We start from the raw sequence: 22,359 nt of genomic DNA on the forward strand, positions 1-22,359 counted from the left end.
GTGATTCCCTGGACCCTCATTCGCGCCCTGCGCCACGGCTCCGGTCGTCGTGCGCGTCGACCCGACAACACTCACGGCCTGCGGCGCTCAGCCAACCGCCGCGCCGCCGCTGTGCAGCCGCGCACGAACCGCTTCAGAAAAGCCCGCGTCAATCTCCGCATCCGCAGCTCTTGCGACAAGGCTTTTAGCCTTGAGCGATTCGAATGCCAAGGAACGATCGAGCAGTCCGAGTTCATACCCGTACTGGTCGGCATATCCGCTGAGCAGCACTTTCCAGTTGAAGCGGATTTCGGGCGCGACGGCTTTTATGTGACGCAGGATGTTGGTCGTACAGTTGTTAAATAGTGTGTTGTAAAACTCGGATTGTCCGCCGAGTTCCTGAATCCGGCGCAGGTAGTCGGCAAACAAGGCCTGCGCCGTCGCCTGTGAAATATCCGCGCGAAACAGATGCACGCGTTCGCGCCTCACGTCGGTACGCACACCGAGAAGATCGCGTTCGTCAGCCACAACATAAACCAGGTCGTAGATCGGCAGGAAACCGGCATAAGGCGAATATCGTTGCCCTCGCCGCCTGCGGGTCTCGATCGAAATCGCCAGATAGCGCCCATCCAGAAAACCGAAGCTCAAAAACACATGAGCAATTGCCTCCGCGGTCCAGCGCGAGACAATGAGGTCGACTGACTGGACGGCGTCAATTTCATACAGGGCATCGTAGTACCCTGGCGTGCAATCGTCGCGCGTTCGGTATGTGAAATTGCGCACGTCGCGAATCATCGCAAGCGAACCCTGACGCTCGACCCGCGCCATCCGCGCATATTCCGGAACCCACACACATGGTCCACGCGCGCGCCGGATCATCGACGTGAGCCAGTTCGCGCGCCGTGCCGCCGCATCCCGCACCAGTTTCGGGTGCCTATTCTGTCCCGCGATCCAGCGTCCGCCCCGATACTGTCCCAACGCACTGTTGCGCCGCATTCGGCCGAATTCATCGCCCCTCCCTTTTCCCACCTCCCCCAACCGGAATCGTCACGAAGCGTGACCACGGCAAAGTCGAGCATCGACCACAACTCATGATCACTGGTTTCGCTCCGGTCGTCGCATTCTAGACTGGTCAGGGCTGCGCCGTTTTCAGAATATTTGATTCAAAAATTGCAATGCCGGCCTGTGACGCAAGTGGCCCGTCCCGGGACAAGACGTGTCGCCCAGCCATTGCCGCCTTTTACCCAATCTGCATCATCAGGGCTTTTTTTCTCCGTCCTATGGCCGTATGATCGAAGAGACGGATCACCAAGCAACCAGAAAGCGGACACGACTTGAACGCGCATCAGGACCGGCGCATGTCTAAACACGTCTATCAGCGAGCTCCAACATGGACGACCCACTAGTCGAGACTCATCATTTTCACAGTGATGATCCAGACGAGGTGTCTGACTTTATCGGACGCATCTATGCCGATAACCGGTTTGTGGCACAGCAAGCGACGAGGCAGAACGTCGATATGGCCGGCCAGGAGTGGAATGGCATTGGCATCTATGACGTCGACTATCACATGCCGTTCTGCTTCCGCTCGGAAGAAGCCCGTCCGAACTATCTGTTTCTTTCCTGCAACCGCGGCGGTTCAACCTATTCGAGCGGCGATTCCAAAACTGTATGCATGCCCGGCGACGTCATGCCCATCTCCTCGACGGGCAATTCCAACTGTGTCACTGGTCCGGAGGGATTCGGCCATCTTTCCGTGATTATCGACGCACAAAGAATCAACGACTTTGTCGGTCAGTGGATCGGTCGAGAGTTGCTGGAGCCGGTCAGCTTCGGCCTCGAACCGATCTCACAAGACATCGCGACACAGTGGGACATCGCGAGCGGCTCCCTGCGCCAGATGATGCAAATGGCTCCCGTACCTGCTGTGGCGGCGAATTCGCTGCTTGAGCATATGTTGAAGCTTCTGGTTACAGGACACCCCAACAACTACAGCAACATGCTGGATAGTGGGCACTATGCCCGGGAACATCAAGCACGCAGCGCAATCGCGATGATCGAATCGGACCCGATTCGCTGGAAGACACTGGGTAGCGTCGCACACGCCATGGGATATGCGACCAGCGCGCTCGAAAATGGCATACGACGGTTCGCGGGCAAGGGGTCCGCCGAGATCCTCTATGAGGCACGGCTCAACGGCGTGCATCGTGCTCTCGCCAAGGAAAGCGGGCGCAGTTTCACGACGACACTGCGCGCCTACGGATTCGCAAACTCTGGGCGCTTCGCACGCGACTATATTCGCCGGTTCGCGGAGCCACCCGCTGCAACCTATCAGAAGAATCCGAATGCAGAGCAAGGGCCAGGCCCTTCGCTCGCAGAGTGTAATGCGCTGTGTGAAACGGCGATCAACCAGTTTATCGACGCCTCACTGGACAAGCCCATCAGCCTAGCCGACCTCGCGAGACTCGTGGGCAAGGGCGAACATGCGACGATCGCCGCATTCAGGGAGCAATTCTCGCGAACGCCGATGCAGTACATCATCGAAAGACGTCTGGAGCGTGCGCGATGGCTCCTCCACCACTCTTCCGCCAGCATTCTGTCAATTGCAATCGAATGTGGATTCGGCTCGCAAAGCTATCTCACGAGTGCGACAAAAAAGTATTTCGGTGCAACACCTCGACAGATCAGACAATCGCGCCAGTTCGACTAGCAGGTTGCTGAAGTGCCGCTGAAACACGTCATCGTGCCGAGTTCGTGAAGCGTTGATAGATGGACTACCACTTGCCACATCAAGATTATGCGCGGAGCCGACACGTTCACTGGGAGTCTGTTTTCCATGCGCAAGCTCGACGAGTTCGTTCCGAAGTCGTAGTCTTCAATTCGAGTCCTCCTAACCCTGGTGGTCGTTCTCAACACCACCAGTTTGGCACTTTGCTGCCGTCAGCTATAGCGAGGGCTCCGCCGTATCTGCGGCCTCGCCTCACCGACGCGGCCGGGCGGCGTCCATACCATCTTTGTACGCAAGAACGGTGACGATCAGGACAACGACGGTGGCGGCGCGGGCGACTTTAAGGGCGAGAAGCGCAGCAGCGAGACACATCAGTCAACGACCGCCCCCAATGCGCAGCTCTATCGCAAAGGCAAAACGGCCGATTTTGGCGCACTAACGCGGTGAGCTAAAATTCAAGCTCTTCCATACAAGCCGAACGAGATGGGCAAGACGAAGAAAGCAGCGCGCGCAAGGTTGCCTGCGGGTATCGGCAAGGTTCTCAAGCGGCTGCACCATCCGCTGGACGTGATCCTGCTGTGTGTTCGGTGGCATGTGGCATACTCGTTGAGCCTTCGTAATCTCGAGGAAATGATGAGCGAGCGTGGATTCGAGGTCGATCACTCACGCGTGCATCGCCGGGTGATAAAGCTCGTTCCCTTGTTCGAAAAGGCTTTTCGCAAATACAAACGCCCGGTAGGCAAGAGTTGGAGGATGGACGAGACCTACATCAAGGTCAAAGTCCACTGGAAATACTTGTACCGGGCCGTCGACAAGGAGGGCAACACCGTCGATTTCATGTTGCGCGCCTATCGTGACAAGGCTGCTGCGCGCCGGTATTTCGAGAAAGCGATCGGCCAGCACGGAGAGCCCGAGACTGTCACGGTGGACAAGAGCGGCGCCAATCTGGCCGCGCTGGAAGCGTTCAACGCAGGCCGACCGACGCCGATCTGGATCCGGCAAAACAAGTACCTGAATAACATCATCGAGCAGGACCATCGTGCCGTCAAACGTATCGTCAAGCCGATGATGGGTTTCAAGAGTTTCCGGTGCGCACGCATCATCCTGTCCGGCGTCGAAGTGATGCACATGATTCGGAAAGGGCAGATGCAGGGCGACGACGGCACCAAAACCGCAGCCGATAAATTCTATTCGCCAATTATATACGTAGTCCTATTCATTTCGGAATTCACACGCCTCACGTCCCTTATCGCGACACAACCTCGAATTTTACTTCCCCCCGCGTTAATGCGACAGAGCCGGTAACCTCGCAGCAAAGGCGATTTGCTAACCCTGCCTGCCGCCGCAGAACGCGGGGAGCTCATGCGTGCATGCCATGACATTGGATATCCAACTTAGGAAAAATGGAGCGGTATTCCTGCGTGATGGCTGCTGCAAGTACCCGAAAACTATCGTCACTGAAACTATTTCAGCGTGAACGTATCGGCACTGCACGCGCCTAAAGCGTCCGGCGTGTATTTGCGCCAGTCACCGATGCTGAGCATTCCGATGCGAACAGCCCCACCACCGAATTGATTGCCCATGTCCATGACGGTAAGCCATCGCACCGGCTCGTCGCAAAAGCCGTTCCTGCCCTTGTTTTGAGAGAAGAACGCGTCAGCGTTGAGGACCTTGTATACGCTTCCGCCGAAATCCGTATCGTTTCCGTTGTTCCAAACGTCGGAATACTGGAGCTTCATTTCCCCTTTAAGCTTAGAGAAACTCACCGACGTGCGACTGAGCTTCATTGTCGCCCCCAAGGTGGAAGATGTGCCATTGGACAGGGCCGTATAAGAGCGCGCAGTATCGGTCGGCATGGGGTCGACTTTTGATTTCGCTACGGCACCGAAGGCCAACAGCAACGCCACGGGAGCTGCGACGAGTATGTCGATCAGAGTTCTGTTTCTGGATTTTGTCATGGATTTTCCCCTCTCTATCACTATCCCTGAAAGCCGCCTGCTTCGAGAAACCCTTCTTCCTGCGGAGTTGTGGCGCGGCCCAGCATTGGATTGCGGTGCGAGAAGCGTCCGAAGTGCCGGATGATGTCGCGGTGGTTTTGTGCATGGTCGAGCCAGAGCTGCCCGAGTCGTCCGTTCAGGCTGACGGAGACGTCCTGATCAGCTAAGTCTTCCGAATGGGCGAAAGGCAGGCAGAAGAACAACCTCATCTTCGGATCAACGCGCTCCATATACCCTGCATCCAGCGCCTGACGGGGAAAAAACCGGGCTAGCGAATCGGTCGCGTACATGTGGCCGGCGCCTCGAAAGGCATTGCGCGGAAACTGGTCGGTCAGGATCAGGAGAGCGAGTGCGCCATCGGGGGCCGCCATCCAGTTGTCGCGCTTCCGCGCTGCCGTTTCCATATGCAGGTTGAGAAAGCGCTCGCGGAACGCACGATCGAAACCGGCATCCTGGTCGATCCGGTGCGCCGACGAAACCGCCCAGAAAGCGACGACGGCGCGCGCATCGGCCGGCGTTTCCGGCATCGGTTGCGGGGTTGCCGCAGTCGTGCGGACAGGCAGGGCGCTCCCCATCTCAATGCCCCGCCTGTCGCATCGGCTTGCCCGTGCGGCGCTTGCGCAGCAGGCGCCCCTCCCAGAAGCTTGCCGTCAGCATGACGATTGTCGTCAGCCAACCCATGGTGAGCAGGTCCACGTAGGATGCGAAAGGAATCAGTAGCGCGAACAGAATGACGCCAACGATGTGGGATGTGGGTACGACGCCATAGACCACCTTCTTGTAGATGGCGCTGCCGAGCAGGTAGATCGCCGGTCCCGCGGAAAGGGTCAGCGCATAGGCTGTCTTCACCGCGTTGTGCGGATGCGCGAGCACGAGGTCGTTGCCGACGGCGGTGGCGATGATGCCGGCGACCAGAATGGCGTGGAGATAGGCGCCGATGCGGCCCGGATCGCCAGACCGCGTGATAGTTTTGGTCGCATCCTCGCTCGAGGTGCCGAAATACAGCCACCACATGGCGAGCGTGCCGAGGAAGGTGGCGAGCACCGCGGAAAGAATGGCGGAATCCCAGATGTCCACCTGGGCGAGCGTCGCGCCGGTGGCGAGTACGGTCTCCCCAAGCGCGACGATCACGAAGAGCTGGCAGCGCTCGGCGAGATGGCCACCCTCAATCGTCCAGTCGCTGGTCCTGGAGAGGCCGAGGCCGGGAAGCGCGAAGCCGAACATCGGCGACACATATTCGCACAGGACCGCGATCGCCCATAGCGCCGCGCGGGGCCAGCCCTCGGCAAAGGCGCCGGCGATCCAGAACACCGCCGCGATCACGACCCATCCCAGCATGCGGCGGTAATTGGCGGCGAGCGCATGATTCTTGCCGAGTTCGAAAACGATATAGGCTGTCCGCCCCACCTGGATTGCGACATAGGCGAACGCGAAAATCAGGCCGCGTTTGCCGAAGGCCCCCGGAATGGCCGCTGCCATGACGAGACCCGCCAGCATCACCGCGAAGAGCAGCGAGCGGATGCGCGGCGTCTCGGGATCGAACCAGTTGGTGACCCAGCAGGTATATTGCCAACCGAGCCAGACCGCGAACCACAGGATCAGCGTCTCGACCACGCCGGTCAGCGTCAGGCTGATCAGAAGTTCGTGGCTGAGTTGGGTGACCGCGAACACATAGACGAGGTCGAAGAACAGCTCGGTGAAGCTGACCCGGGCATGATGGCCGTCGCGGCTGCGCAGCAGTGGATGATAAATGGAAACGCGATCGGACATGGCGCGCTCCTCACCGCGCCAGACGCCAGGCGGCGAAACCGGCGATCACCGCCGGCACGAGGAAGACGATGAACAGGATGGGCAGCTCATCACGCACCGAATAACCGGCCTTCGTCACGCCCACCCACATGTTGACGAGTGAGACGGCGAGCCAGGCCAGGATGAAGAGCTTGGCCGCCATGGCGAGATCGGGATCGCCGCCACCCCAGAGCCTGCCGAATAAAAGAAACAGGCCGAGCAAAACGAGACCGCCGCCGATTACCATCGCCATGTGCATAATCCAACCTTTTTTCAGGAAAACACGCTGAGGATCTTCGCGATGTCCTTGCCCGCATACGGCGGAAAAACATCGAGTACCTTGTCGGGATTGCCGATCAGCATCGCCTTGGTGTTGGACAGCGCATCGAATCCCGCCTTGCCATAGTACTTGCCCATGCCGCTCAGGCCGACGCCGCCGAACGGCAGACTGTCGATCCAGCAATGCAGGTTCGTCTGGTTGACGCAGCCGCCGCCGAACGACACGCTGCCGAGAAAGCGGTCGACCGCCGCCTGATCCCTACTGAAGATGTACGCCGCGAGCGAGCGGGGTTTGCGCTTGATAGTCTCGATGACCTCGCCCAGATCGTCGTAGGGCAGCACCGGCAGTACGGGACCGAAGATCTCTTGCTGCATGGCCGGGTCGTCCCAGGTGCTGGGATACAGTACGGTCGGTTCGACGTAGCGGCCGGGAATGTCGAAACGGCCGCCGTGTACCACCTTCTCCGGCACGATGTAAGAGGCCACGCGCCGCGTGTCGTGTTCGCTGATCATGCGCGCGAAATCGGGGCTGGCGCTCGGGTCTTCGCCATACATGGCGGTGAGCGAACGCTTGAGCCGGGCGATGAAGTCGTCGGCGATCGAACGATGCACGTAGACGTAGCCCGGCGCGATGCACCACTGGCCCGAGATGGCGTTATGGCCCCAGGCGATGCGGTCGACCGCGATGTCCAGGTTGGCCGTGGCGTCTACCACTGTCGGGTTCTGGCCGCCCAGTTCGAGGATTACGGGCGTGAGGTGTTCGGCCGCAGCGCGCATCACTACTTTGCCCACGGTCGCGCTACCGGTGAAGAAGATGAAATCAAACGGCAATTCCAGCAGGGCCGAGATCTCCTCACGCCCGCCGGTGACGATCGACACGGCCTCGGGCGCGAAGTATTGCGGGATCAGCGTCTGGAACAGAGCCGCCACGGTGGGCGTCATGTTGGCCGGTTTCAGCACCACCGGGTTGCCCGCCGCCAACGCAGCGATAGCCGGGTCCAGCAACAGCAGTACCGGTGCGTTGAACGGGCCGATCACCAGCGTGGGGCCGTAAGGCTCCATGTGGATTTCGCCGCGGTAGCCCTCGGCCGCGAGACCGGGCGGAACGGGCGCCGGCTGCGGCGCCATCAGTTCGGCGAGATGCCTGCGGTAATAATCGATCACGCCTAGCGGCACGGTGATCTCGAACAACTGCTCGAAAGGCGGTTTGCGGAAATCCTGGTATAACGCATCGCAGAAGGCCTGCTGGTTATCGCACAGCAGGCGCTCCATGCGCTCGAGCTGGTCCAGCCGCCAAGGCTCGGATTTGGTCGCGTCGGTGAGGAAGAACTCGCGTTGCCGATCCAGCAACGATTGGTACTTGTTCATGGTTGTTGAGGGTTGTTGGTCCTGTTGCAGAAGCAAAGGCCCGTCGCAATCAGGGAGAGCCGGCCGGTGGCGGCCCGCGATTGCCGTCGGCCGAGTGTGCTCAATTGACCGGTGAGACGATGCCGCCATTGATGAAGCTGGTCGTACCCGTCATCCAGCGCGCTTCGGGCGACACCAGGAACAGAGCCAGTCCTGTGATGTCCTGGATGTTGCCGATGCCGCCGTCGATCGACATTGCACGCAGCCACGCGATGTTTTCGTCTGTCTCCGCCGGGTAGAAGAAGGACGTATCGAGCGGGCCCGGTGCGATGCAGTTGACAGTAATCCCTCGCGGCCCCAGCTCCTTGGCCAGCGATTTGCTGAAATGCTCCAGTGGCGCCTTGCTGCCCGCATAACCAGCGTAGGTAGGCGCGAACGCGCCGACCATGGTGGTCACGAAGCTCAGAATGCGCCCTTCGTCGGCCATCTTCAGCGACGCCTCCTTGAGCAGGAAGAAGGCCGCCTTCGCGTTCACATCGAACAGCGCATCGAAATCCGCCTCGCTGAACTCGGCGACTGGCTTGCGGATGATCTTGCCCACGGTATTGATCAGGATGTCGACCTTTCCGAACCGGGCAAGCGCGCCATCGAACAGCTCCGTGGCCTGCGCTGGGCGGGTCAAGTCCGCCTGCACCACCAGCGCTTCGCGTCCGAGCTCGCGTACCAGCGCGGCGGTCTGCTCTGCTTCCGCTGCCTTGTTCTCAGAGTTGTAGTGAACCACGACGTCCGCTCCCTCTTGCGCCAGCAATTGAGTCAGCGCCCGACCGACATTCGCGGAGGCGCCAGCGACAATAGCGGTCTTCCCGACGAAGCGGCGTGCTCCCGTGCTAGTCGCCGAGGGGAATGTCTTGGTGATCTGCTGATGCGAGATCGCAACCATGGTGTTCTCCTTTGCCGTCCTCCGGTTACTTGGTCGTGTAGCCGCCGTTGATCAGGATTGTCTGGCCAGTGATCCACCAGCCGTCGCTGACCAGATGGCGGATGAAGGGCACCACGTCCTCGATGTCGGTCAGGCCAGTTTTGGAAAACGACGACAAGGCGGCGGCGGTCTTGTGGTATGCGACCGCGTCGGCGCCTTCGGCCGGGTAGAAGAACGGCGTATCCATCGGACCGGGCCCCACGGCCGTCACCGAGATGCCGCGCATGCCGAATTCCTTGGCCGCCGCACGGGTGAAGTGTTCCACCGGTGCCTTGGTGCCGGCGTAGGCGGCATAGAACGGCGTAAAGGCGCCGAGCAGCGACGTCACGACCGTGACGATCTTGCCGTTGTCGTTGACGTGCTTACCGGCTTCCTTGAGGAAGAAGAACGCCGACTTGCTATTGACCGCAGTCATCTCGTCGTACTCAGCTTCGCTGATCTCGACAAAGGATTTTTTGAGCACCTTACCCACAGTGTTGATGGCGATGTCGGGCCGGCCGACAGCTGCGATGGCATCGACGAAGAGTTTCTCCACCGCGCCAGCTCTCGTCAGGTCGGCCTGCAACGCAATCGCCTTGGCACCGGCCTGCTCGATGGCGGCCACGGTCACTTCAGCATCGGCCTTTGAGCTGGCGCTGTTGTAGTGGACGGCGACAGCCTTGGCGCCTTGCGCGGCCAGGTCACGGGCGATCAGACCGCCCAGATTCTTGGCGCCGCCCGCGATGAGCACGACCTTGCCCTGAATGCTGTGTGTGGACATCGGAGACTCCTGGTTGGGGTGAAAGATTCCATACTGTATAGGGCGATAGTTTTCCGATAAATCGGCGATTCTTGTCTAGACTATCTACAATTCACTACCAATTGCAGACTCATGGACCGTATCGATCAGCTCCGAATCTTCCTGCGCGTCGCACACTGCGGCGGTTTCGGCCTGGCGGCTGACCAGCTCGGCGTGCCCCGTCCCACGGTGTCCCTGGCAATCCAGCAACTGGAAGCCCGAATGGGCACGCGCCTGTTCAACCGCACGACCCGGCGTGTCAGCCTGACGCGGGATGGCGACGCCATGCTCGAACGCGCCACTGCGCTGGTGGCCGACAGCGACGAACTGGAGCAGCAGTTCCGGCCGCACCCGAGCGTGCTGCAGGGACGCCTGCGCGTGGATATGCCCAGCCGGATAGCCCGGCGGCAGGTGGCGCCGGCGCTGCCGGATTTCTTCGAGCGTCACCCTGGCATCGAACTGGATCTTGGGTCGAGCGATCGCACAATTGACCTGATACATGAGGGGATCGACTGTGCCCTGCGAGTGGGCGAACTCTCGGCCAGCAGCCTAGTGGCCCGCCCGCTGGGGGGGCTGCGGCTTGTCAATTGCGCCAGTCCGACCTATTTGGAGCGCCACGGCGTGCCACATAGTCCGGCCGACCTGCCGCTGCATCTTGCCGTCAACTATGCGCAGCCCGCCAGCGGCCGGGTGGCGCCGTGGGAATGGAGCGATGGGGGGCAGTTGCGGACGCTTGCGATGCGCGCCCAGGTATCGGCCAACAATGCAGAGACCTATATTGCGTGTTGTCTGGCGGGTTCGGGCCTGATCCAGATTCCGGCCTTCGACGTGCGCGCGCATCTGAAACGCGGCGAACTGGTCGAGGTACTGCAGAACTGGCCAGCGCCAGCGATGCCGGTACAGATCGTGTACCCGCACCGGCGCCATTTATCGCGGCGCGTGCGGGCGTTCAGCAACTGGCTCGCCGAGATTCTGGCGCCTTGCTTCGAACGGGAGAGGGATGCTGCGAGTTGATGCTGCGTGTCGCAAGGGCGCATCAAGTTGCTGATCCTGCGCCAGCTCCGGTTATTTCTCGCCATGCTCCACCGGCGCGCGTTCGTTGCGGATCAGGTCGATCGCATCGTAGGACACCCTGAGGTCGGTCGGAATCAGTGGAAGCCAACGCGTTAAGCAGCGGTACGATCCAGATAGAATCGCTGCGTAAATGCAGCAGGCGACAGGTGGTTCAGACGTGCCTGCGTGCGCTGCCGGTTGTAGAATATTTCGATGTACTCGCCGATGGCGAGCCTGGCCTGCTCGCGCGTTGCGAAGCGCTGATGATAGATCAGTTCGTTCTTGAGTGAGCCCCAGAATGATTCGATCGGCGCGTTATCGTAGCAATTTCCGCGGCGACTCATCGACGCGCGCATGCCGAACTGCCTGAGGAGCTTCTGGTATGCTTGTGCGCAATATTGCGAGCCGCGGTCGGTGTGCGGAATCAGGCCCGGGGTCGGGCGCCGGATCGAGACGGCGCGAAACAGCGCCTGCATGACCAGATTTTTCGTCATGCGCTCGCTCATCGCATAGCCGACGATTTCGCCGCTGTACAGATCCTTCAGGCCAGCGAGATACAACCAGCCCTCGTCGGTCGCGGTGTACGTGATGTCGCCGCACCAGGCCTGATCGGGCGCTGCAACCGAGAAGTCCTGGCCCAGCAGGTTCGGCGCGACGGGCAAATCATGCTTCGAATTGGTGGTTGCCTTGAACTTGCGCTTCTGCCTGCACCGCAGGCCCAGTTTCCTGCGCAACCGTTTTATCCGGTGTACGCACACACAAACACCGTGCTGCTCAAGATGCTTCTGCAGGCGCTCGGGACCGAAGCTTTCGCGCGTGCGCTGATGGGCAGCGAGAACCTCCGTTTCCAGTCGTGCTTCCTGCCGTGCCCGTTTCGAGGGCGTGCGTTTGCGCCATGCGTAATAACCGCTGACCGAAACACCCAGCAACCGGCACATCGGTGGCACCGGATAATCCTGTCGCATCTGTTCAATCACGCCGTACTTCACCGCGACTCCCTCGCAAAGTACGTCGCGAACTTTTTTAACAGAGCGCGCTCCATTTTCACTTCCGCCAGTTCTCGCTGTACGCGCGCCAGCTCGGCCTCCAGTTCGGTCAGCGGCTTCTGGTCCCTGCCGACCTTCTGCAGTTTGCCTGCCTTGGCTGAACGCAACCAGTTCGCCAGTGTCTTGAGCGGAACCGAGAGCCGGCGTGCCGCTTCCGAAACACCGACACCTTCAGTCAACGCCAGCTTGACCGCCTCCTCACGAAACTCTCTCGTGTAGACCGCTTTGGGAATTCGATTCATTCATGCCTCCGTTTCACGATTTTACGAAACGTTGGCTTCCACTTTTTTCAGCCGACCTCACTGCCGGGCTGGGGTCAGTTCGAGTTCCGGCGCAGTCTCAACTCACGATACGCTCGCGCGTTTGCGATGGCGATTCGCCGAAGCGAATCCGGTATTGACGATTGAACTCCCCAACGTGGCCAAAGCCCCAATGCAGGGCGATATCGGCAATCGTCACGTGTGTTTCAGTGCCGTGGCAAAGGGCCGAGTGAATGCGCTGGAGCCGTAACTCCTGCAGAAAGCGCATGGGAGAAACGTCGCCAGCGAGCTGGAACGCACGGGTCAGGGAGCGAATGCTGCAACCTGCCGCACGCGCAATATCAGCCAGTGTCAGCGACTCGCACAGATGATCTTCGACGAACGAGCGTGCGCGTCTGTATTCGCGGGTCGTGGTGGCCGCATGAAGCACCCGGTCGCTGTAGTTGTGCGTCACGTTGGCGAGAAGGTGCAGGATCAGCAATTCTTCGATGCGCTCGCTCAGCAATGTTTGCGTTTCGGGCGGCGCGTCCAGGTTGCGAATCAGGTAGTCGAGCAGCAATAGCCAGGGCCGGCTCGCGCCCGATTCAACTTTCGGCAGACAAAAACGCACCGGTGAAGTGCCGCGTCTCCCCATCCACTGCCAGCATAGCGCGTCAATCTTCTGTTGAGGCAAGCTGACCTTCAGGACTTCGGCACTGGCGGAGTAGTGAAACGTGGGACGGTTATCGTTACTGGTGAGAAAGATTTGTCCGGCTGTGCCGCCAGCATATCGACCGTCACGCCATGTTTGCGACACTTCTCCCGCCAGTACGGTGGTCACCAGCAGGCCGCAGCCGACGTGGTCCGGCCGGATGTCGACTTCATGTCCGTAGGCCAGCGTTGCCACGTTCAGCGAGCCGGATCGAACAGCGTGAACCGATACCGGATGAGAACCGCGCCGTCGGTTCCGCGACAACGACCAGTCGAAAGGCGCATAGAGTCCGGCGACGACCGCGTGCGCTTCGGCAATGTCCATGGTTCGCAGCAGTAGAAATCGCTGCGGCAAAACCGGGCGGTCTTCAAGAAGAGACGGCGGGTACATCTGCACTCCGTGGTAGTCAGGCTACCGGGCAACAATTTTAGCCTCAGTTCGCAAGCAGCGCGCCCGCGCCGGGCACGACTGGCTCCAAGCCCAGGTGGTCCAACATGCGGCGTACCGTGCAGATGGCCGTGGAAACCGTTGCAATCCCCGTTGTGTCCTGAATGCGCTGGATGGCCGGCAGCGACGGCATCTGCACGCATGCCGACGCGACGATCACGTCGGCATCACGCGTATCCAGACGCTTCACGTCTTCCAGCAGTTGAAGCGGATCGCGCCGTCCGACTTCCAGATTGTCGGGAATCTCGAAGCAGATCGCATCGACGACTTCGATTCCTTCATGCTCGATGTACTGGACGACCAGATCGGTCAGGGGCTTCATGTACGGGGCCATCAGCGCGATGCGGCGCGCGCCCAGCGTTTTCAGCCCGTCGACCAGTGCGCCGGCCGACGTCATCACCGGCGCGAGGCAGGCGTTTGCCCGCGCGACGTCCGTCAATTCCTGCTCCGTCTGACGGTGGTATCCGAGGCCCATCGCCATGATCGCGACGAGGCATGCGGTACTCATCACGTCCACGCGCGCGTCGGCCAGTTCGGCGGCACAGCGCAAACCCTCCTTGTTCATCGCGGCCAGTTCTTCCTTCGTTACCTTGTGCATACGCATGCGGCTGGAATGGAAGGTGAAACGCTCATCGGGGCGAATTGCCTCGCGTGCGCGGAGCATGGCGGGAATCTCGGTCTCCATCGTCGTATTGGAACTGGGCACGATCTGCCCGATGCGGTAGAGCCTGGTCACGGTGTGTCCTCTGCTTGTGGGGTGTTAGGGCGGCGGCTCGCTGTCTTGTCAGGTGGCGGCTTGCAGCGCGTCGTAGGCAGCGGTGAAGCCCGGGTCGCGCTGCTTGAGATCGTCGTGGCTAACCTGTCCGGTGCGGCGCATATAGTCGTAGGCGAAGCGCACCGGGTCGAGGTGCAGTTTGCCGGCGACATTCTCGTACCAGTCGAGGCTCTTTGCCGCCGCGCTCTGGAAGCTCGACGACGCGGGCCTGCGCTCGGTCTCGAAAGCAGCGAACGCTGCGGGCAGGTCGCCCGGATGCCCGGCGACGGCGCGATGCAGCGCGATGGCGTCCTGCATCGCCATACGCGTGCCCGAGCCGAGCGAGAAGTGCACGGTGCGAAGCGCGTCGCCGAGCAGCACGATGTTGCCGTGCGTCCAGCGCTCGTTGCTGACGATATTGGCTTCGAACCAGAGCGAGCGATTGGTCAGCAGCTCGTTGCTGCCGAGCTCGGCCTGGAACACTTCGGTGCAGAAACGCCGACTCTCATCCTCCGTGGCCTTGTCGAGCCCGGCACGCTGCCAGGTCTCGGGATCCACCTCGACGAGAAAGGTCGAAAGCCCGGCGCTGTATTGGTAGCTGTGTGCGATGAATACCCCGTACGGGGTTTCGCGAAAGATCAGCGAAACAGGATGGAAGCGCTGGCGCGTGCCGTACCACGCGAACTTGTTGCGTCGCCGAACGAATTGCGGGCGGAAATGGTCTGCCAGTTGCGTGCGTACGACGCTGTTTCCGCCGTCCGCCGCCACAAGCAGATCGCAGCCCGCGGCCAGCGCACGCGCGTCCTCTATGCGCCGCCCATATTCGATATGGATTCCTTCACGTTTGCACGCTTGTTGCAAAACCCTCAGCATGTCGATGCGCGACGTGCGGGAAAAATGGTTGCCGTGTACCTGAACATGCGTGCCGCAGTGGACGATTTCCATGTAGTCGCAGCGCTCGTGATGCGCGATGAACTCCTCGAAGAACGCCGGATCGGCCTCTTTGAGGAAGGACAGCCCGACATCGGAGAACACGACGCCCCAGCCGTAGGTTGCCCCTTCCGGGTTTTGCTCGTAGATCCGGATCCGGTGGGATGGATTGTATTTTTTTGTCAGCAATGCGAAATACATTCCGGCCGGTCCGGCGCCAACGATGTCAATCTTCATGGTGTTTCGTCCTGGGCTATGGGGTTGCGGGTCTGCCACCGCAATCGCGCTGGTAGTCGAGCAGCGTCTGGCGGAAGACGGGAGGAATGTCGATAGAGCGGCGTTCGGGGCGTGCGACGCACACGGGCGTCAAAAGCGCGCTGAAAACGGGCTCGCCGTTGGCGTGGTGGCCGCAATGTCCAGCACGTAAGTGCGGCTGCGTACGTCGGCGACGCGCACCGTCATGTCGAACGCCTCGTCCGGCCGCAGCGAGCGCACAAAGTCAAAGGACAGCGCCCGGCTGGGCGTGCCAAAGCCCAGTTCTTCCTTGGCCTGCTGCGGCGAGGTGCCGAACAACGCTTCGTACAAGAGCTCTGCGGCCGAGATCACGTAATCGGCGAAGGTTGCGGTGTAGACCACGCCGGCCGGATCGCATTCGCCCCACTTCACCCGGCGGCGCACCGTGAGGGGCCGCTCTCCGAGCAGGTACTCGATCGGTGTCGATGCGCTCACGGCTTGCCCTCCTGCTCCAGGACATCGGCGATATGCCGCTTCATAGCGGGCTTGTCGACCTTGCCGACACGCGTCAGCGGAAACGCTTCAACCTCCACGACCCGCTCGGGACACTTGAACCGGGCAAGGCCGCGTTCGACGAGAAATCGTCCGAGCGCCTGCACGTCCGGCGCCTGCATGCCGGGGCGGGGAATGATGAAGATGCAGCCCTTCTCGCCGTAAAACGGATCGGGCATGGCAACGAGCTTTGCGTCCGCCACCGCGGGATGCTGACTGACGTGGCTTTCCACTTCCTCGCAGCCGATCTTCTCGCCGCCGCGGTTGACGTTGTCGCGCAGGCGCCCTTCGAACGCGTAATGCAGCGCATCGCCGACACGGCGTGCCGTGACCAGGTCGCCCGTTCTGTAGAAGCCATCGCTGGTAAAGGACTGGGCGTTGGCCTCGGGGTTCGAGAAATAGCCGGTCAGGCTGGACGGCCCGCGGAAACACAATTCGCCGATCTGCCCTTCCGGCACCGGCCGCTCCGAGCCCGGCTCCAGCAGACGAATCTCGTCGTCGTCGCAGCCGGAGCGGCCTTGGGTGCGGTGCCGCGCGTCGGCCGGTGCATCGGCCGGCGATCCGAGTAACAAGCCTTCGGTGATGCCATACAGGTTCGAACAGGGCACGCCCAGATGCGCTTCCAGCGTGTCGGCGCGGCTCATGGTCGAGAACAGTCTCAGCGACGACAGATCATGCCGCGCGATGTCCGGGTAGGCCATCAGTTGCGGTGCAATCGGCCCGATCGACAGTGCGTGCGTCACCTGGTGCTGACCGATCAAATCGAGCATGCGAGGGATGTCCACCTTTGACATCAGGACCACGGACGTGCCCGTCAGCACGGTCGGAATCAACGCATACAGCTGGCCTGCGTTGTGCATCAACGGCAGCGACCAGATGAGCCGGCTGTCCGCATCGATGCGATAGCGCCGCATCCAGCCTGAGGAGTGGCCGAGATACTCGGCATGGAACCTCGGTATGATCTTCGGCACGCCGGTCGTGCCACCGGAAAGCTGGAAACTGAGTACGTCGGACAGACCGGGCCGCACCTGACTGAGCCGTTCCCGGGCCTCATCCAGCGGCATGCCGTCGATCAGCGTTTGCAGGCTGCTCGCGCCCGCGCGCTCGCCACGCACGATCACGAGGTGCTCGAGCGACGGATGGCGAGCCATCATCGATTCGGCGAAGACCGGCAGGTCGAAGCTCGAACCAAAGTCCGCCTGCACGAAGTAGCCGCGTGCGCCGGATTGCTGCGTGAGCTGACCGATCTCGACTTCACGGTGCTGAGGCAGCGAGCAGACCGGGACGATACCGGCTTTGAAGCAGGCCACGAGAGCAGTGGCGGTTTCGACCGTGGTGCCTAGCTGGAAGATGGCCCGGTCGCCAGGAGCCAGCCCCAGTGCCAGCAGCCCGGCGCCGAGACGTTCAGTGGCTTCGTCGAATCCGGCCAGATCCAAGCTGCGATCTTCACCGATAAATACGAGGCGCTGCGGATGGCGTCGGGCCGTTGCGCGCAACGCGTCGCCGACCGTGGCGGCGATCCACGCACCGCTCGCAAGCGCCGCTTCCGCGCGCGCCCGGCTCGGGTAGACAACGCCGGGGATCGGGTAATTGACGGAGGTCTCCATCGTGATGATCTCCATGGCTCGCTCAGGCTTGCAACGGCGCGACGCGCAGGACATCGCGGTCGAATCGCTCGATGCGGCCGTGCACGCCGCCGGTGAGCATGCCGTACCACAAGGCGGGCTTGAACCCGAGTACCTTGCGCTCGAATTCGACGGGGCCTTCGGCCTCGATCAGATCGTACTCCCTCCCCTCGCGAACCCGGCAACCCGGGTGCCGTTGCGCGGCACGCACCAGCGGCGTGAACTCTTCCACGCGGGGGACCGAGATGCGAACTGGCGCATCGGAAACAACACCGTGCTCGCCCAGCAGCGCCGCCTTCCGATTCCAGACCGCATCGACGGTATCCAGCCGCTGGCCGCCCGCGCGCGCCGCGTCCTCCAGTCCCATCGCTGCCTGCAGCGTCAACCAGGCATCGACCGCGTCCAGCGAGGTCAGCGGCCGCAATTTGTGCGTGAACTCCACGAAGTAGCCGTTGGGATCGCGCACATAGATGGATTCGATAACCTCATGCCGGGTTTCCACCGACACGTCCAGCCCTTGCGCTTCGAGGTGCAGCTTCCACGCGCGCAGTTCCTCGGGGCCGTCCACCAGCCAGGCAGTATGCGTGGCGTCGGCGATGTGGTCGTCCGGCAGCGGACGGGCGGCGGCACGTGCGGGCCTATCCGCGGGTTCTTCGCTGCCGAGGTAGTAGAAAAAAGCAATTGTGCTGCCGTTGCCGCTGTCAAAGAAAAAATGCAGAAAATCCGGATGCGTTTCCGGTCCCCAGCCGCGCGCCGAGATGACATGGATGAGCGGCAGGCCGAGCTTATCGCGGTAGAACTCGACGGTTTCGCGCAGCCGCCAAGTGGGACGGGCCGTGTGGTCGACGCCTCGCAGCGCGAGGGACGGAAGTTTTCGTTCGGACATGAGGTGTCCTCCGTGAAGAAGCAGGATGGCGATGGACGAGCGCCGCCGGCGCCCATCGGAAAGAGTGGGCCCGTATCAGAGCGGAAACTGGGAGCACAGCCACTGCGCGAGCAGGCGGCCGGCTTCGAGCCGACCGGGCTCTCCGTCCGGCGTCAGAGCGCGGCCGTGATGGTCGCCGCGCACGCGCACGTGACGCTTGCCGGTTGACGCGATGGCGTCGACGATGCGCTGCACGTCGCCCGGAAAGCAGGCCTGGTCGCCCGTGTATTCGACGACCAGCACCGGCTGGGTGATGGACGATGCCGTGCGGGCCAGCGATGCATTGGACGAGAGTGCCGACCACGTGGACAGCCAGCTTTCCGGCGTGCACTGGCGCGCGAAGCCGACCGCGCCATAGTTGGACGCATAGGGATCGGCGCCCCAGAGCGAGCCGAATTTGCGGTCCGAGGGATCGAGCGTGAGGTCGAAGCAGCGCAGGTCGGCATCCGTGCGCCAGACGTTGATGATCGGCGTATGGCCCGCGAGGCGCCGGTCCTCCGGCGTTGCGGCGAGCCCGTTCGCGGCGGCCTCCTTGATACGCAGACGGGCAGCCTGCCGGCGCGCGATCAGTGCCCGGGCATGGGCGTCGATGCGCTCCACCCGCGCGCGCTGCGCCGCGCGGTAGCGCTCGACGAACTCGCTGCCGTAGCGCGTCCCCTCCTTGCCGGCGTAGCCGTTGGCGGGCGAGAAGGGATCGAGCGACGGATCGACGGAGAGCGGATCGCTTTCGTCCATCACGGCAGGATCGATGCAGTTCATCAACAGCGCGCCCTGACCGGGGTGCGGGCCAACCAGCACGAAGCCGTCAACCACCGGCATATCGAGTTCGGCCAGCTGCGTGGGCCGCCCACCGGGCGTGCGGCCGATGCGCTCCGTGCCCCGCAGTGCGGACTGCTGTACGTACAACGCGTACAGCCCTGCGCCGCCGGAATTGCCGAGCAGCACGATGCGCCTGAAGCCCACTGCCCGGAGATACTGCAGGCCGGCGGCCACGTCGTGCAGCGCGAACTCGTGCTCCAGCCGCAGATCGTTGCCGACCGAGCGCGGGGATTGCGACCACGCGGCATAGCCCGCGCCCACGATGTCCGGAATCAGATAGTGACAGGCCATGAACTCTCGCGGGTGCATGACGCACACCACCGTATCGGTCGGCGTCGACGGTCGGTACAGCGACCCGCTGGTGGCCGCCTGGTCCGCGGTGCGCAGCACCACGTTGGTCGTGACCGTGCCGGCCGGGACGTCGCGCGGATTCCAGTCGGTGTTGAGGAACCCGGCGGTCGCCTGGGCAGCGGGAAGAGAGGAAGAATTCTGCTTCATGGTGAGCAATGAGTGAGAGTCTGCATGGACATGAAGTCATATTAGGATCAACTAACACCAACGTCAAATATTTGAGCTTATCGTTAACACCTGGACGACAACGATTCCGGGGCCGATCGACACCCGTTCAGATCAACTTGGCAACGAACATGCCAGCCGCACCGGTACGTAACGAGCGTATCGGCTCTCCAGCCTCGCGAGGCTGGATGGTAGCCGCCAATGGCTGACTGAACCGATCTATTCCAGGGTTGCGGCGCCGACGCTACAGGTCAGCGCGAATGCGAGCTGCTGAAGCTGAAAAGCGCCGCCGAGCCGGTGAAAATCGATGCTATGACCTGCGCCTTTGAAAACCTGGGCATCGACCCGCGGCGAATTGACGAAGCGGGAAGCAAAATCCCGCACTTCCGCTTCGTTCACGACCCAAAGATTGTCGAACTCCGGCTGCCTGTAGTGCGCCGGAACATCGATACGCGGAGCCGCTTCCCGAAGGAGCCGCGGTCACTCGAAGGCGATATCCAGCAACTCTTGTCTCGGCATCGGATGGTCCGCCCGGTGAGCGGCGCGCTGCGCTTCCGGAAGGTACGCGCCCGCAGGACCGTACATGAGCTGGTCTTTCGGTTCCGGCGGTATCACGATCAATTCGTCCGGCGGCAACGCTCGCCATTGCTCAATGGATTGCATCGGGTTCGCGTACGCCGACGCCCGAAATCGAAATGCCCAGCAGTGGCCACCGTTTTTCGAGCGCGGCCACCTGAATGGCAATCGCGCCGCCTATGGAATGCCCGACCAGAAAGATGCCCCGCGCGTTGCCCCGCCGGCTCGCCCACAACTCTGATAGCGCATCGTTCAGAAGTTCGGCGTTTGACTCGATCGAGCAATCCCGCTTCTCTTTTTATACTGTCCGCGTAGCCGGGGCGGTTCACCGTGAAAACGGGAATGCCCTGGGCAACCGCCCGTGCCGCCAGAGAATAGCTTTCGATATGAAAACAGTCGCCCGCATAGGTTCCGCCGTGAATCGCCCCGATGATCGGGTAATCCTTGGTGATGGGAACCGCTGACACAGAGTGAAAGTTACCGGTGACGAAATTCACTCCGTCTTTACAGCGCGCGGCTAGATTTCTCATTGCCTCTCCTTCATGGTGATGAATAGTTAGCGTCGCTAACAGCCGGCGAGCTGCAATCCATGCCCTGACGGCTCGCCAAAGGAAAGCCGCTCATTCCGGTCAGCGCCTCAGAAGCTGTGCCGGATGCCGACGCTCGTGCCGATCGTCGTGCCTTGCACGCCATAAAGCGCGTTGTTGAGCGACAAGCCCGTATCCATTGCACCGTGGTTATCCACGACGCCCACCTGGGCGTAAAGCGCCGTGCGCGGCGACACGGAATAGGTGGCCCCCAGCGCACCCATTATCGAGTGGTTAGTGGTGTGGTTCCGATCGCTCGTGAAATAGACGCCGCCATTCAGGTCGAGCTGGGGCGTCACGTAACAGTCGAGGCCACCGCTATAAATATTGGAGTCGAACGACTGCGCCACCTTGTAGTTCACGAACTGCAGTTTTGCGGTGACGATGCCGAACTTGTAAGTCGTGCCGAGCGTGCGTCCCCAGAAGGCAATCGTCGTGGGAATCGGCGTATTGACCGTACCGCCGCTGTTGCCCGAATAGATCGCGGCATTGATCAGCAGGCTGCCGTTTTCGTACTGGAGGCTCGCGGAATATTGCCGGCCCGCCTGGAAATTGCCAGCCGTGCCGCCGAACGCAAGCATCGCGCTACCCCGAAAACCATAGATGTCCGGACTTGTGTAAGAAACGCCGTTCGCATTGAATGCGCCTGTGCCCAGAACGTTGTCGACATAGAGTTCGAGGCCGCTGCCGAACTGCGAGAAGCCGCGCGGATCCGTGCCATAGAGTGCGAGGAAAAGCGGCGAGAATTGCAAGCCGGCCGTAGCGGTGCCATAGGGGCTATCCAATGCCACGTAAGCTTGGCGCCCGAACAGGTTTCCGTTGGAATTATTGAATCCCCCGGTCATGACGCTTATTCCGCTTTCCAGTTTGAATCGGGCTTTCAAGCCGCCGCCAAGATCCTCCGTGCCTGTCAAGCCAAACTGCGACGGCGCCATGCCGCCGTCGGTCGCCGAAAACTGATGACCGGCGTTCTGGCCCGTCGCGGCGTTCAATGTTTTACTGGTGTACAGCAGCCCGCCATCGAGAAGACCGTATAGCGTCACGCTGCTCTGTGCATGGGCGGCGCCCGCGGCCAACGTCCAGCCCATGGCACATACGATTCGTTTGAGGACGAGTTTTCTCTTTTTCGGCACGACCTGTCTCCTTCAATCTTCTGTGAACTGGATTTTTATTTATTGATTAGGCATACGAAATAAATGCACTGTGGGCGTGAGCAATCACTCAGAGGAATCCGGTATGCCGCACGCCCTTGACGATCGCCGCAGCATCCCGGCGTGGGTCACTTGATGTGCTTCAATGCTATGATTCTTAGACGAATATGTAAAATAAATTGACGATATCGTTAATTCGGGGCTGCACCTCGCGCTCTACTCGTCGAAAATGGGGAGTGCGGCCCATCGGGGAATCCCGTGGGAGGCGCCGGCGAGGTTTCCATTCGGCGCCCCGCACGGCCACCGCACTCGTCGGGA

21 protein-coding genes and 2 pseudogenes are annotated in these 22,359 nt (G+C 61.4%); 4 read left to right on the forward strand and 19 right to left on the reverse strand.

All coding sequences use genetic code 11. The annotated features are described in order from the left end of the window. Positions 1-87: 87 nt before the first annotated feature. Entirely contained in the window at positions 88-975 is an 888-nt protein-coding gene (locus C7402_RS07890; RefSeq protein WP_116610166.1) for an Lnb N-terminal periplasmic domain-containing protein, read from the reverse strand. Between the two features lie 394 nt (positions 976-1,369). Between C7402_RS07890 and C7402_RS07895 the strand changes: the two genes are divergently transcribed. From C7402_RS07895 to C7402_RS07905, 3 genes and pseudogenes are all read left to right on the forward strand, one after another. Further along, positions 1,370-2,689, forward strand: coding sequence for a helix-turn-helix domain-containing protein (locus C7402_RS07895; protein WP_116610167.1), 1,320 nt, complete (start codon positions 1,370-1,372; stop codon positions 2,687-2,689). Positions 2,690-2,983: 294 nt separating this feature from the next. Next, a pseudogene (locus C7402_RS07900) lies at positions 2,984-3,130 on the forward strand (IS5/IS1182 family transposase); the annotation flags it as partial. A gap of 60 nt (positions 3,131-3,190) precedes the next feature. After that, positions 3,191-3,901, forward strand: a pseudogene (locus C7402_RS07905) (IS6 family transposase); the annotation flags it as partial. 269 nt (positions 3,902-4,170) lie between these two features. On the opposite strand, the gene C7402_RS07910 reads toward C7402_RS07905, so the two are convergent. The 7 genes from C7402_RS07910 to C7402_RS07940 form a co-directional block, all read right to left on the reverse strand. After that, the gene (locus tag C7402_RS07910; protein WP_116610434.1) at positions 4,171-4,665 is read right to left on the reverse strand and encodes a hypothetical protein; all 495 of its coding nucleotides are present in this window, start codon (positions 4,663-4,665) and stop codon (positions 4,171-4,173) included. 20 nt (positions 4,666-4,685) lie between these two features. Further along, the gene (locus tag C7402_RS07915; protein ID WP_116610435.1) at positions 4,686-5,231 is read right to left on the reverse strand and encodes a DUF924 family protein; all 546 of its coding nucleotides are present in this window, start codon (positions 5,229-5,231) and stop codon (positions 4,686-4,688) included. A gap of 49 nt (positions 5,232-5,280) precedes the next feature. Then, positions 5,281-6,474: a low temperature requirement protein A gene (locus tag C7402_RS07920; protein WP_116610168.1), complete on the reverse strand. Its 1,194-nt coding sequence runs from the start codon at positions 6,472-6,474 to the stop codon at positions 5,281-5,283. A gap of 10 nt (positions 6,475-6,484) precedes the next feature. Next, on the reverse strand, positions 6,485-6,745 hold the full coding sequence (locus C7402_RS07925) for a hypothetical protein (RefSeq protein ID WP_244314774.1): 261 nt from the start codon (positions 6,743-6,745) through the stop codon (positions 6,485-6,487). 20 nt (positions 6,746-6,765) lie between these two features. Continuing rightward, the gene (locus C7402_RS07930; protein WP_244314775.1) at positions 6,766-8,175 is read right to left on the reverse strand and encodes an aldehyde dehydrogenase family protein; all 1,410 of its coding nucleotides are present in this window, start codon (positions 8,173-8,175) and stop codon (positions 6,766-6,768) included. 64 nt (positions 8,176-8,239) lie between these two features. Next, entirely contained in the window at positions 8,240-9,058 is an 819-nt protein-coding gene (locus C7402_RS07935) for an SDR family oxidoreductase (protein WP_116610171.1), read from the reverse strand. A gap of 25 nt (positions 9,059-9,083) precedes the next feature. Next, a complete protein-coding gene (locus C7402_RS07940) occupies positions 9,084-9,857 on the reverse strand; it encodes an SDR family oxidoreductase (RefSeq protein ID WP_116610172.1) in 774 nt (257 codons plus the stop codon). Between the two features lie 111 nt (positions 9,858-9,968). On the opposite strand from C7402_RS07940, the gene C7402_RS07945 reads away from it, so the two are divergent. Continuing rightward, positions 9,969-10,889: a LysR family transcriptional regulator gene (locus C7402_RS07945; protein WP_116610173.1), complete on the forward strand. Its 921-nt coding sequence runs from the start codon at positions 9,969-9,971 to the stop codon at positions 10,887-10,889. Between the two features lie 152 nt (positions 10,890-11,041). On the opposite strand, the gene C7402_RS07950 is transcribed toward C7402_RS07945, so the two are convergent. From C7402_RS07950 to C7402_RS07995, 11 genes are all read right to left on the reverse strand, one after another. Next, positions 11,042-12,216, reverse strand: a protein-coding gene (locus tag C7402_RS07950) for an IS3 family transposase (RefSeq protein WP_116610174.1) whose coding sequence is annotated in 2 segments (ribosomal slippage) — positions 11,042-11,955 and positions 11,955-12,216 — 1,176 coding nt in all. Because the reading frame shifts where the segments join, the coding sequence is not laid out codon by codon here. 97 nt (positions 12,217-12,313) lie between these two features. After that, positions 12,314-13,315, reverse strand: a complete 1,002-nt coding sequence (locus C7402_RS07955; RefSeq protein WP_116610175.1) for an AraC family transcriptional regulator — start codon at positions 13,313-13,315, stop codon at positions 12,314-12,316. Between the two features lie 43 nt (positions 13,316-13,358). Further along, complete coding sequence (locus tag C7402_RS07960; protein ID WP_165841845.1) at positions 13,359-14,057, reverse strand: maleate cis-trans isomerase family protein; 699 nt, start codon at positions 14,055-14,057, stop codon at positions 13,359-13,361. Between the two features lie 99 nt (positions 14,058-14,156). Then, the gene (locus tag C7402_RS07965; protein ID WP_116610177.1) at positions 14,157-15,293 is read right to left on the reverse strand and encodes an FAD-dependent monooxygenase; all 1,137 of its coding nucleotides are present in this window, start codon (positions 15,291-15,293) and stop codon (positions 14,157-14,159) included. 129 nt (positions 15,294-15,422) lie between these two features. Then, entirely contained in the window at positions 15,423-15,785 is a 363-nt protein-coding gene (locus C7402_RS07970; RefSeq protein ID WP_425273769.1) for an acyl-CoA thioesterase, read from the reverse strand. Next, positions 15,782-17,449 (reverse strand): AMP-binding protein, encoded by a 1,668-nt coding sequence (locus tag C7402_RS07975; RefSeq protein WP_116610436.1) that lies wholly within the window; start codon positions 17,447-17,449, stop codon positions 15,782-15,784. The genes C7402_RS07970 and C7402_RS07975 overlap by 4 nt, the downstream gene beginning before the upstream one ends. A 22-nt stretch (positions 17,450-17,471) precedes the next feature. Continuing rightward, the gene (locus C7402_RS07980) at positions 17,472-18,353 is read right to left on the reverse strand and encodes a VOC family protein (RefSeq protein WP_116610178.1); all 882 of its coding nucleotides are present in this window, start codon (positions 18,351-18,353) and stop codon (positions 17,472-17,474) included. Between the two features lie 75 nt (positions 18,354-18,428). Beyond that, positions 18,429-19,709, reverse strand: coding sequence for an alpha/beta fold hydrolase (locus C7402_RS07985; protein WP_116610179.1), 1,281 nt, complete (start codon positions 19,707-19,709; stop codon positions 18,429-18,431). Positions 19,710-19,946: 237 nt separating this feature from the next. After that, positions 19,947-20,126: a hypothetical protein gene (locus C7402_RS07990; RefSeq protein ID WP_116610180.1), complete on the reverse strand. Its 180-nt coding sequence runs from the start codon at positions 20,124-20,126 to the stop codon at positions 19,947-19,949. Positions 20,127-20,207: 81 nt separating this feature from the next. Continuing rightward, on the reverse strand, positions 20,208-20,390 hold the full coding sequence (locus C7402_RS47390) for a hypothetical protein (protein ID WP_133254431.1): 183 nt from the start codon (positions 20,388-20,390) through the stop codon (positions 20,208-20,210). A 550-nt stretch (positions 20,391-20,940) separates the two neighbouring features. Further along, the gene (locus C7402_RS07995; RefSeq protein ID WP_116610181.1) at positions 20,941-21,978 is read right to left on the reverse strand and encodes a porin; all 1,038 of its coding nucleotides are present in this window, start codon (positions 21,976-21,978) and stop codon (positions 20,941-20,943) included. Positions 21,979-22,359: the final 381 nt, after the last annotated feature.

Origin of the sequence: Paraburkholderia unamae, assembly GCF_003096875.1 — a bacterium.
Taxonomy (GTDB): domain Bacteria; phylum Pseudomonadota; class Gammaproteobacteria; order Burkholderiales; family Burkholderiaceae; genus Paraburkholderia; species Paraburkholderia unamae.

Excerpts from the sequence above, each read along its gene's own strand:
- C7402_RS07890 (WP_116610166.1), bottom strand. The coding sequence starts at position 975 with ATGCGGCGCAACAGTGCGTTGGGACAGTATCGGGGCGGACGCTGGATC.
- C7402_RS07920 (WP_116610168.1), bottom strand. The coding sequence starts at position 6,474 with ATGTCCGATCGCGTTTCCATTTATCATCCACTGCTGCGCAGCCGCGAC.
- C7402_RS07965 (WP_116610177.1), bottom strand. The coding sequence starts at position 15,293 with ATGAAGATTGACATCGTTGGCGCCGGACCGGCCGGAATGTATTTCGCA.
- C7402_RS47390 (WP_133254431.1), bottom strand. The coding sequence starts at position 20,390 with ATGCAATCCATTGAGCAATGGCGAGCGTTGCCGCCGGACGAATTGATC.
- C7402_RS07960 (WP_165841845.1), bottom strand. The coding sequence starts at position 14,057 with ATGGAGACCGAGATTCCCGCCATGCTCCGCGCACGCGAGGCAATTCGC.
- C7402_RS07995 (WP_116610181.1), bottom strand. The coding sequence starts at position 21,978 with ATGGGCTGGACGTTGGCCGCGGGCGCCGCCCATGCACAGAGCAGCGTG.
- C7402_RS07975 (WP_116610436.1), bottom strand. The coding sequence starts at position 17,449 with ATGGAGACCTCCGTCAATTACCCGATCCCCGGCGTTGTCTACCCGAGC.
- C7402_RS07980 (WP_116610178.1), bottom strand. The coding sequence starts at position 18,353 with ATGTCCGAACGAAAACTTCCGTCCCTCGCGCTGCGAGGCGTCGACCAC.
- C7402_RS07915 (WP_116610435.1), bottom strand. The coding sequence starts at position 5,231 with ATGCCGGAAACGCCGGCCGATGCGCGCGCCGTCGTCGCTTTCTGGGCG.
- C7402_RS07955 (WP_116610175.1), bottom strand. The coding sequence starts at position 13,315 with ATGTACCCGCCGTCTCTTCTTGAAGACCGCCCGGTTTTGCCGCAGCGA.
- C7402_RS07925 (WP_244314774.1), bottom strand. The coding sequence starts at position 6,745 with ATGGCGATGGTAATCGGCGGCGGTCTCGTTTTGCTCGGCCTGTTTCTT.
- C7402_RS07895 (WP_116610167.1), top strand. The coding sequence starts at position 1,370 with ATGGACGACCCACTAGTCGAGACTCATCATTTTCACAGTGATGATCCA.
- C7402_RS07985 (WP_116610179.1), bottom strand. The coding sequence starts at position 19,709 with ATGAAGCAGAATTCTTCCTCTCTTCCCGCTGCCCAGGCGACCGCCGGG.
- C7402_RS07910 (WP_116610434.1), bottom strand. The coding sequence starts at position 4,665 with ATGACAAAATCCAGAAACAGAACTCTGATCGACATACTCGTCGCAGCT.
- C7402_RS07940 (WP_116610172.1), bottom strand. The coding sequence starts at position 9,857 with ATGTCCACACACAGCATTCAGGGCAAGGTCGTGCTCATCGCGGGCGGC.
- C7402_RS07945 (WP_116610173.1), top strand. The coding sequence starts at position 9,969 with ATGGACCGTATCGATCAGCTCCGAATCTTCCTGCGCGTCGCACACTGC.
- C7402_RS07935 (WP_116610171.1), bottom strand. The coding sequence starts at position 9,058 with ATGGTTGCGATCTCGCATCAGCAGATCACCAAGACATTCCCCTCGGCG.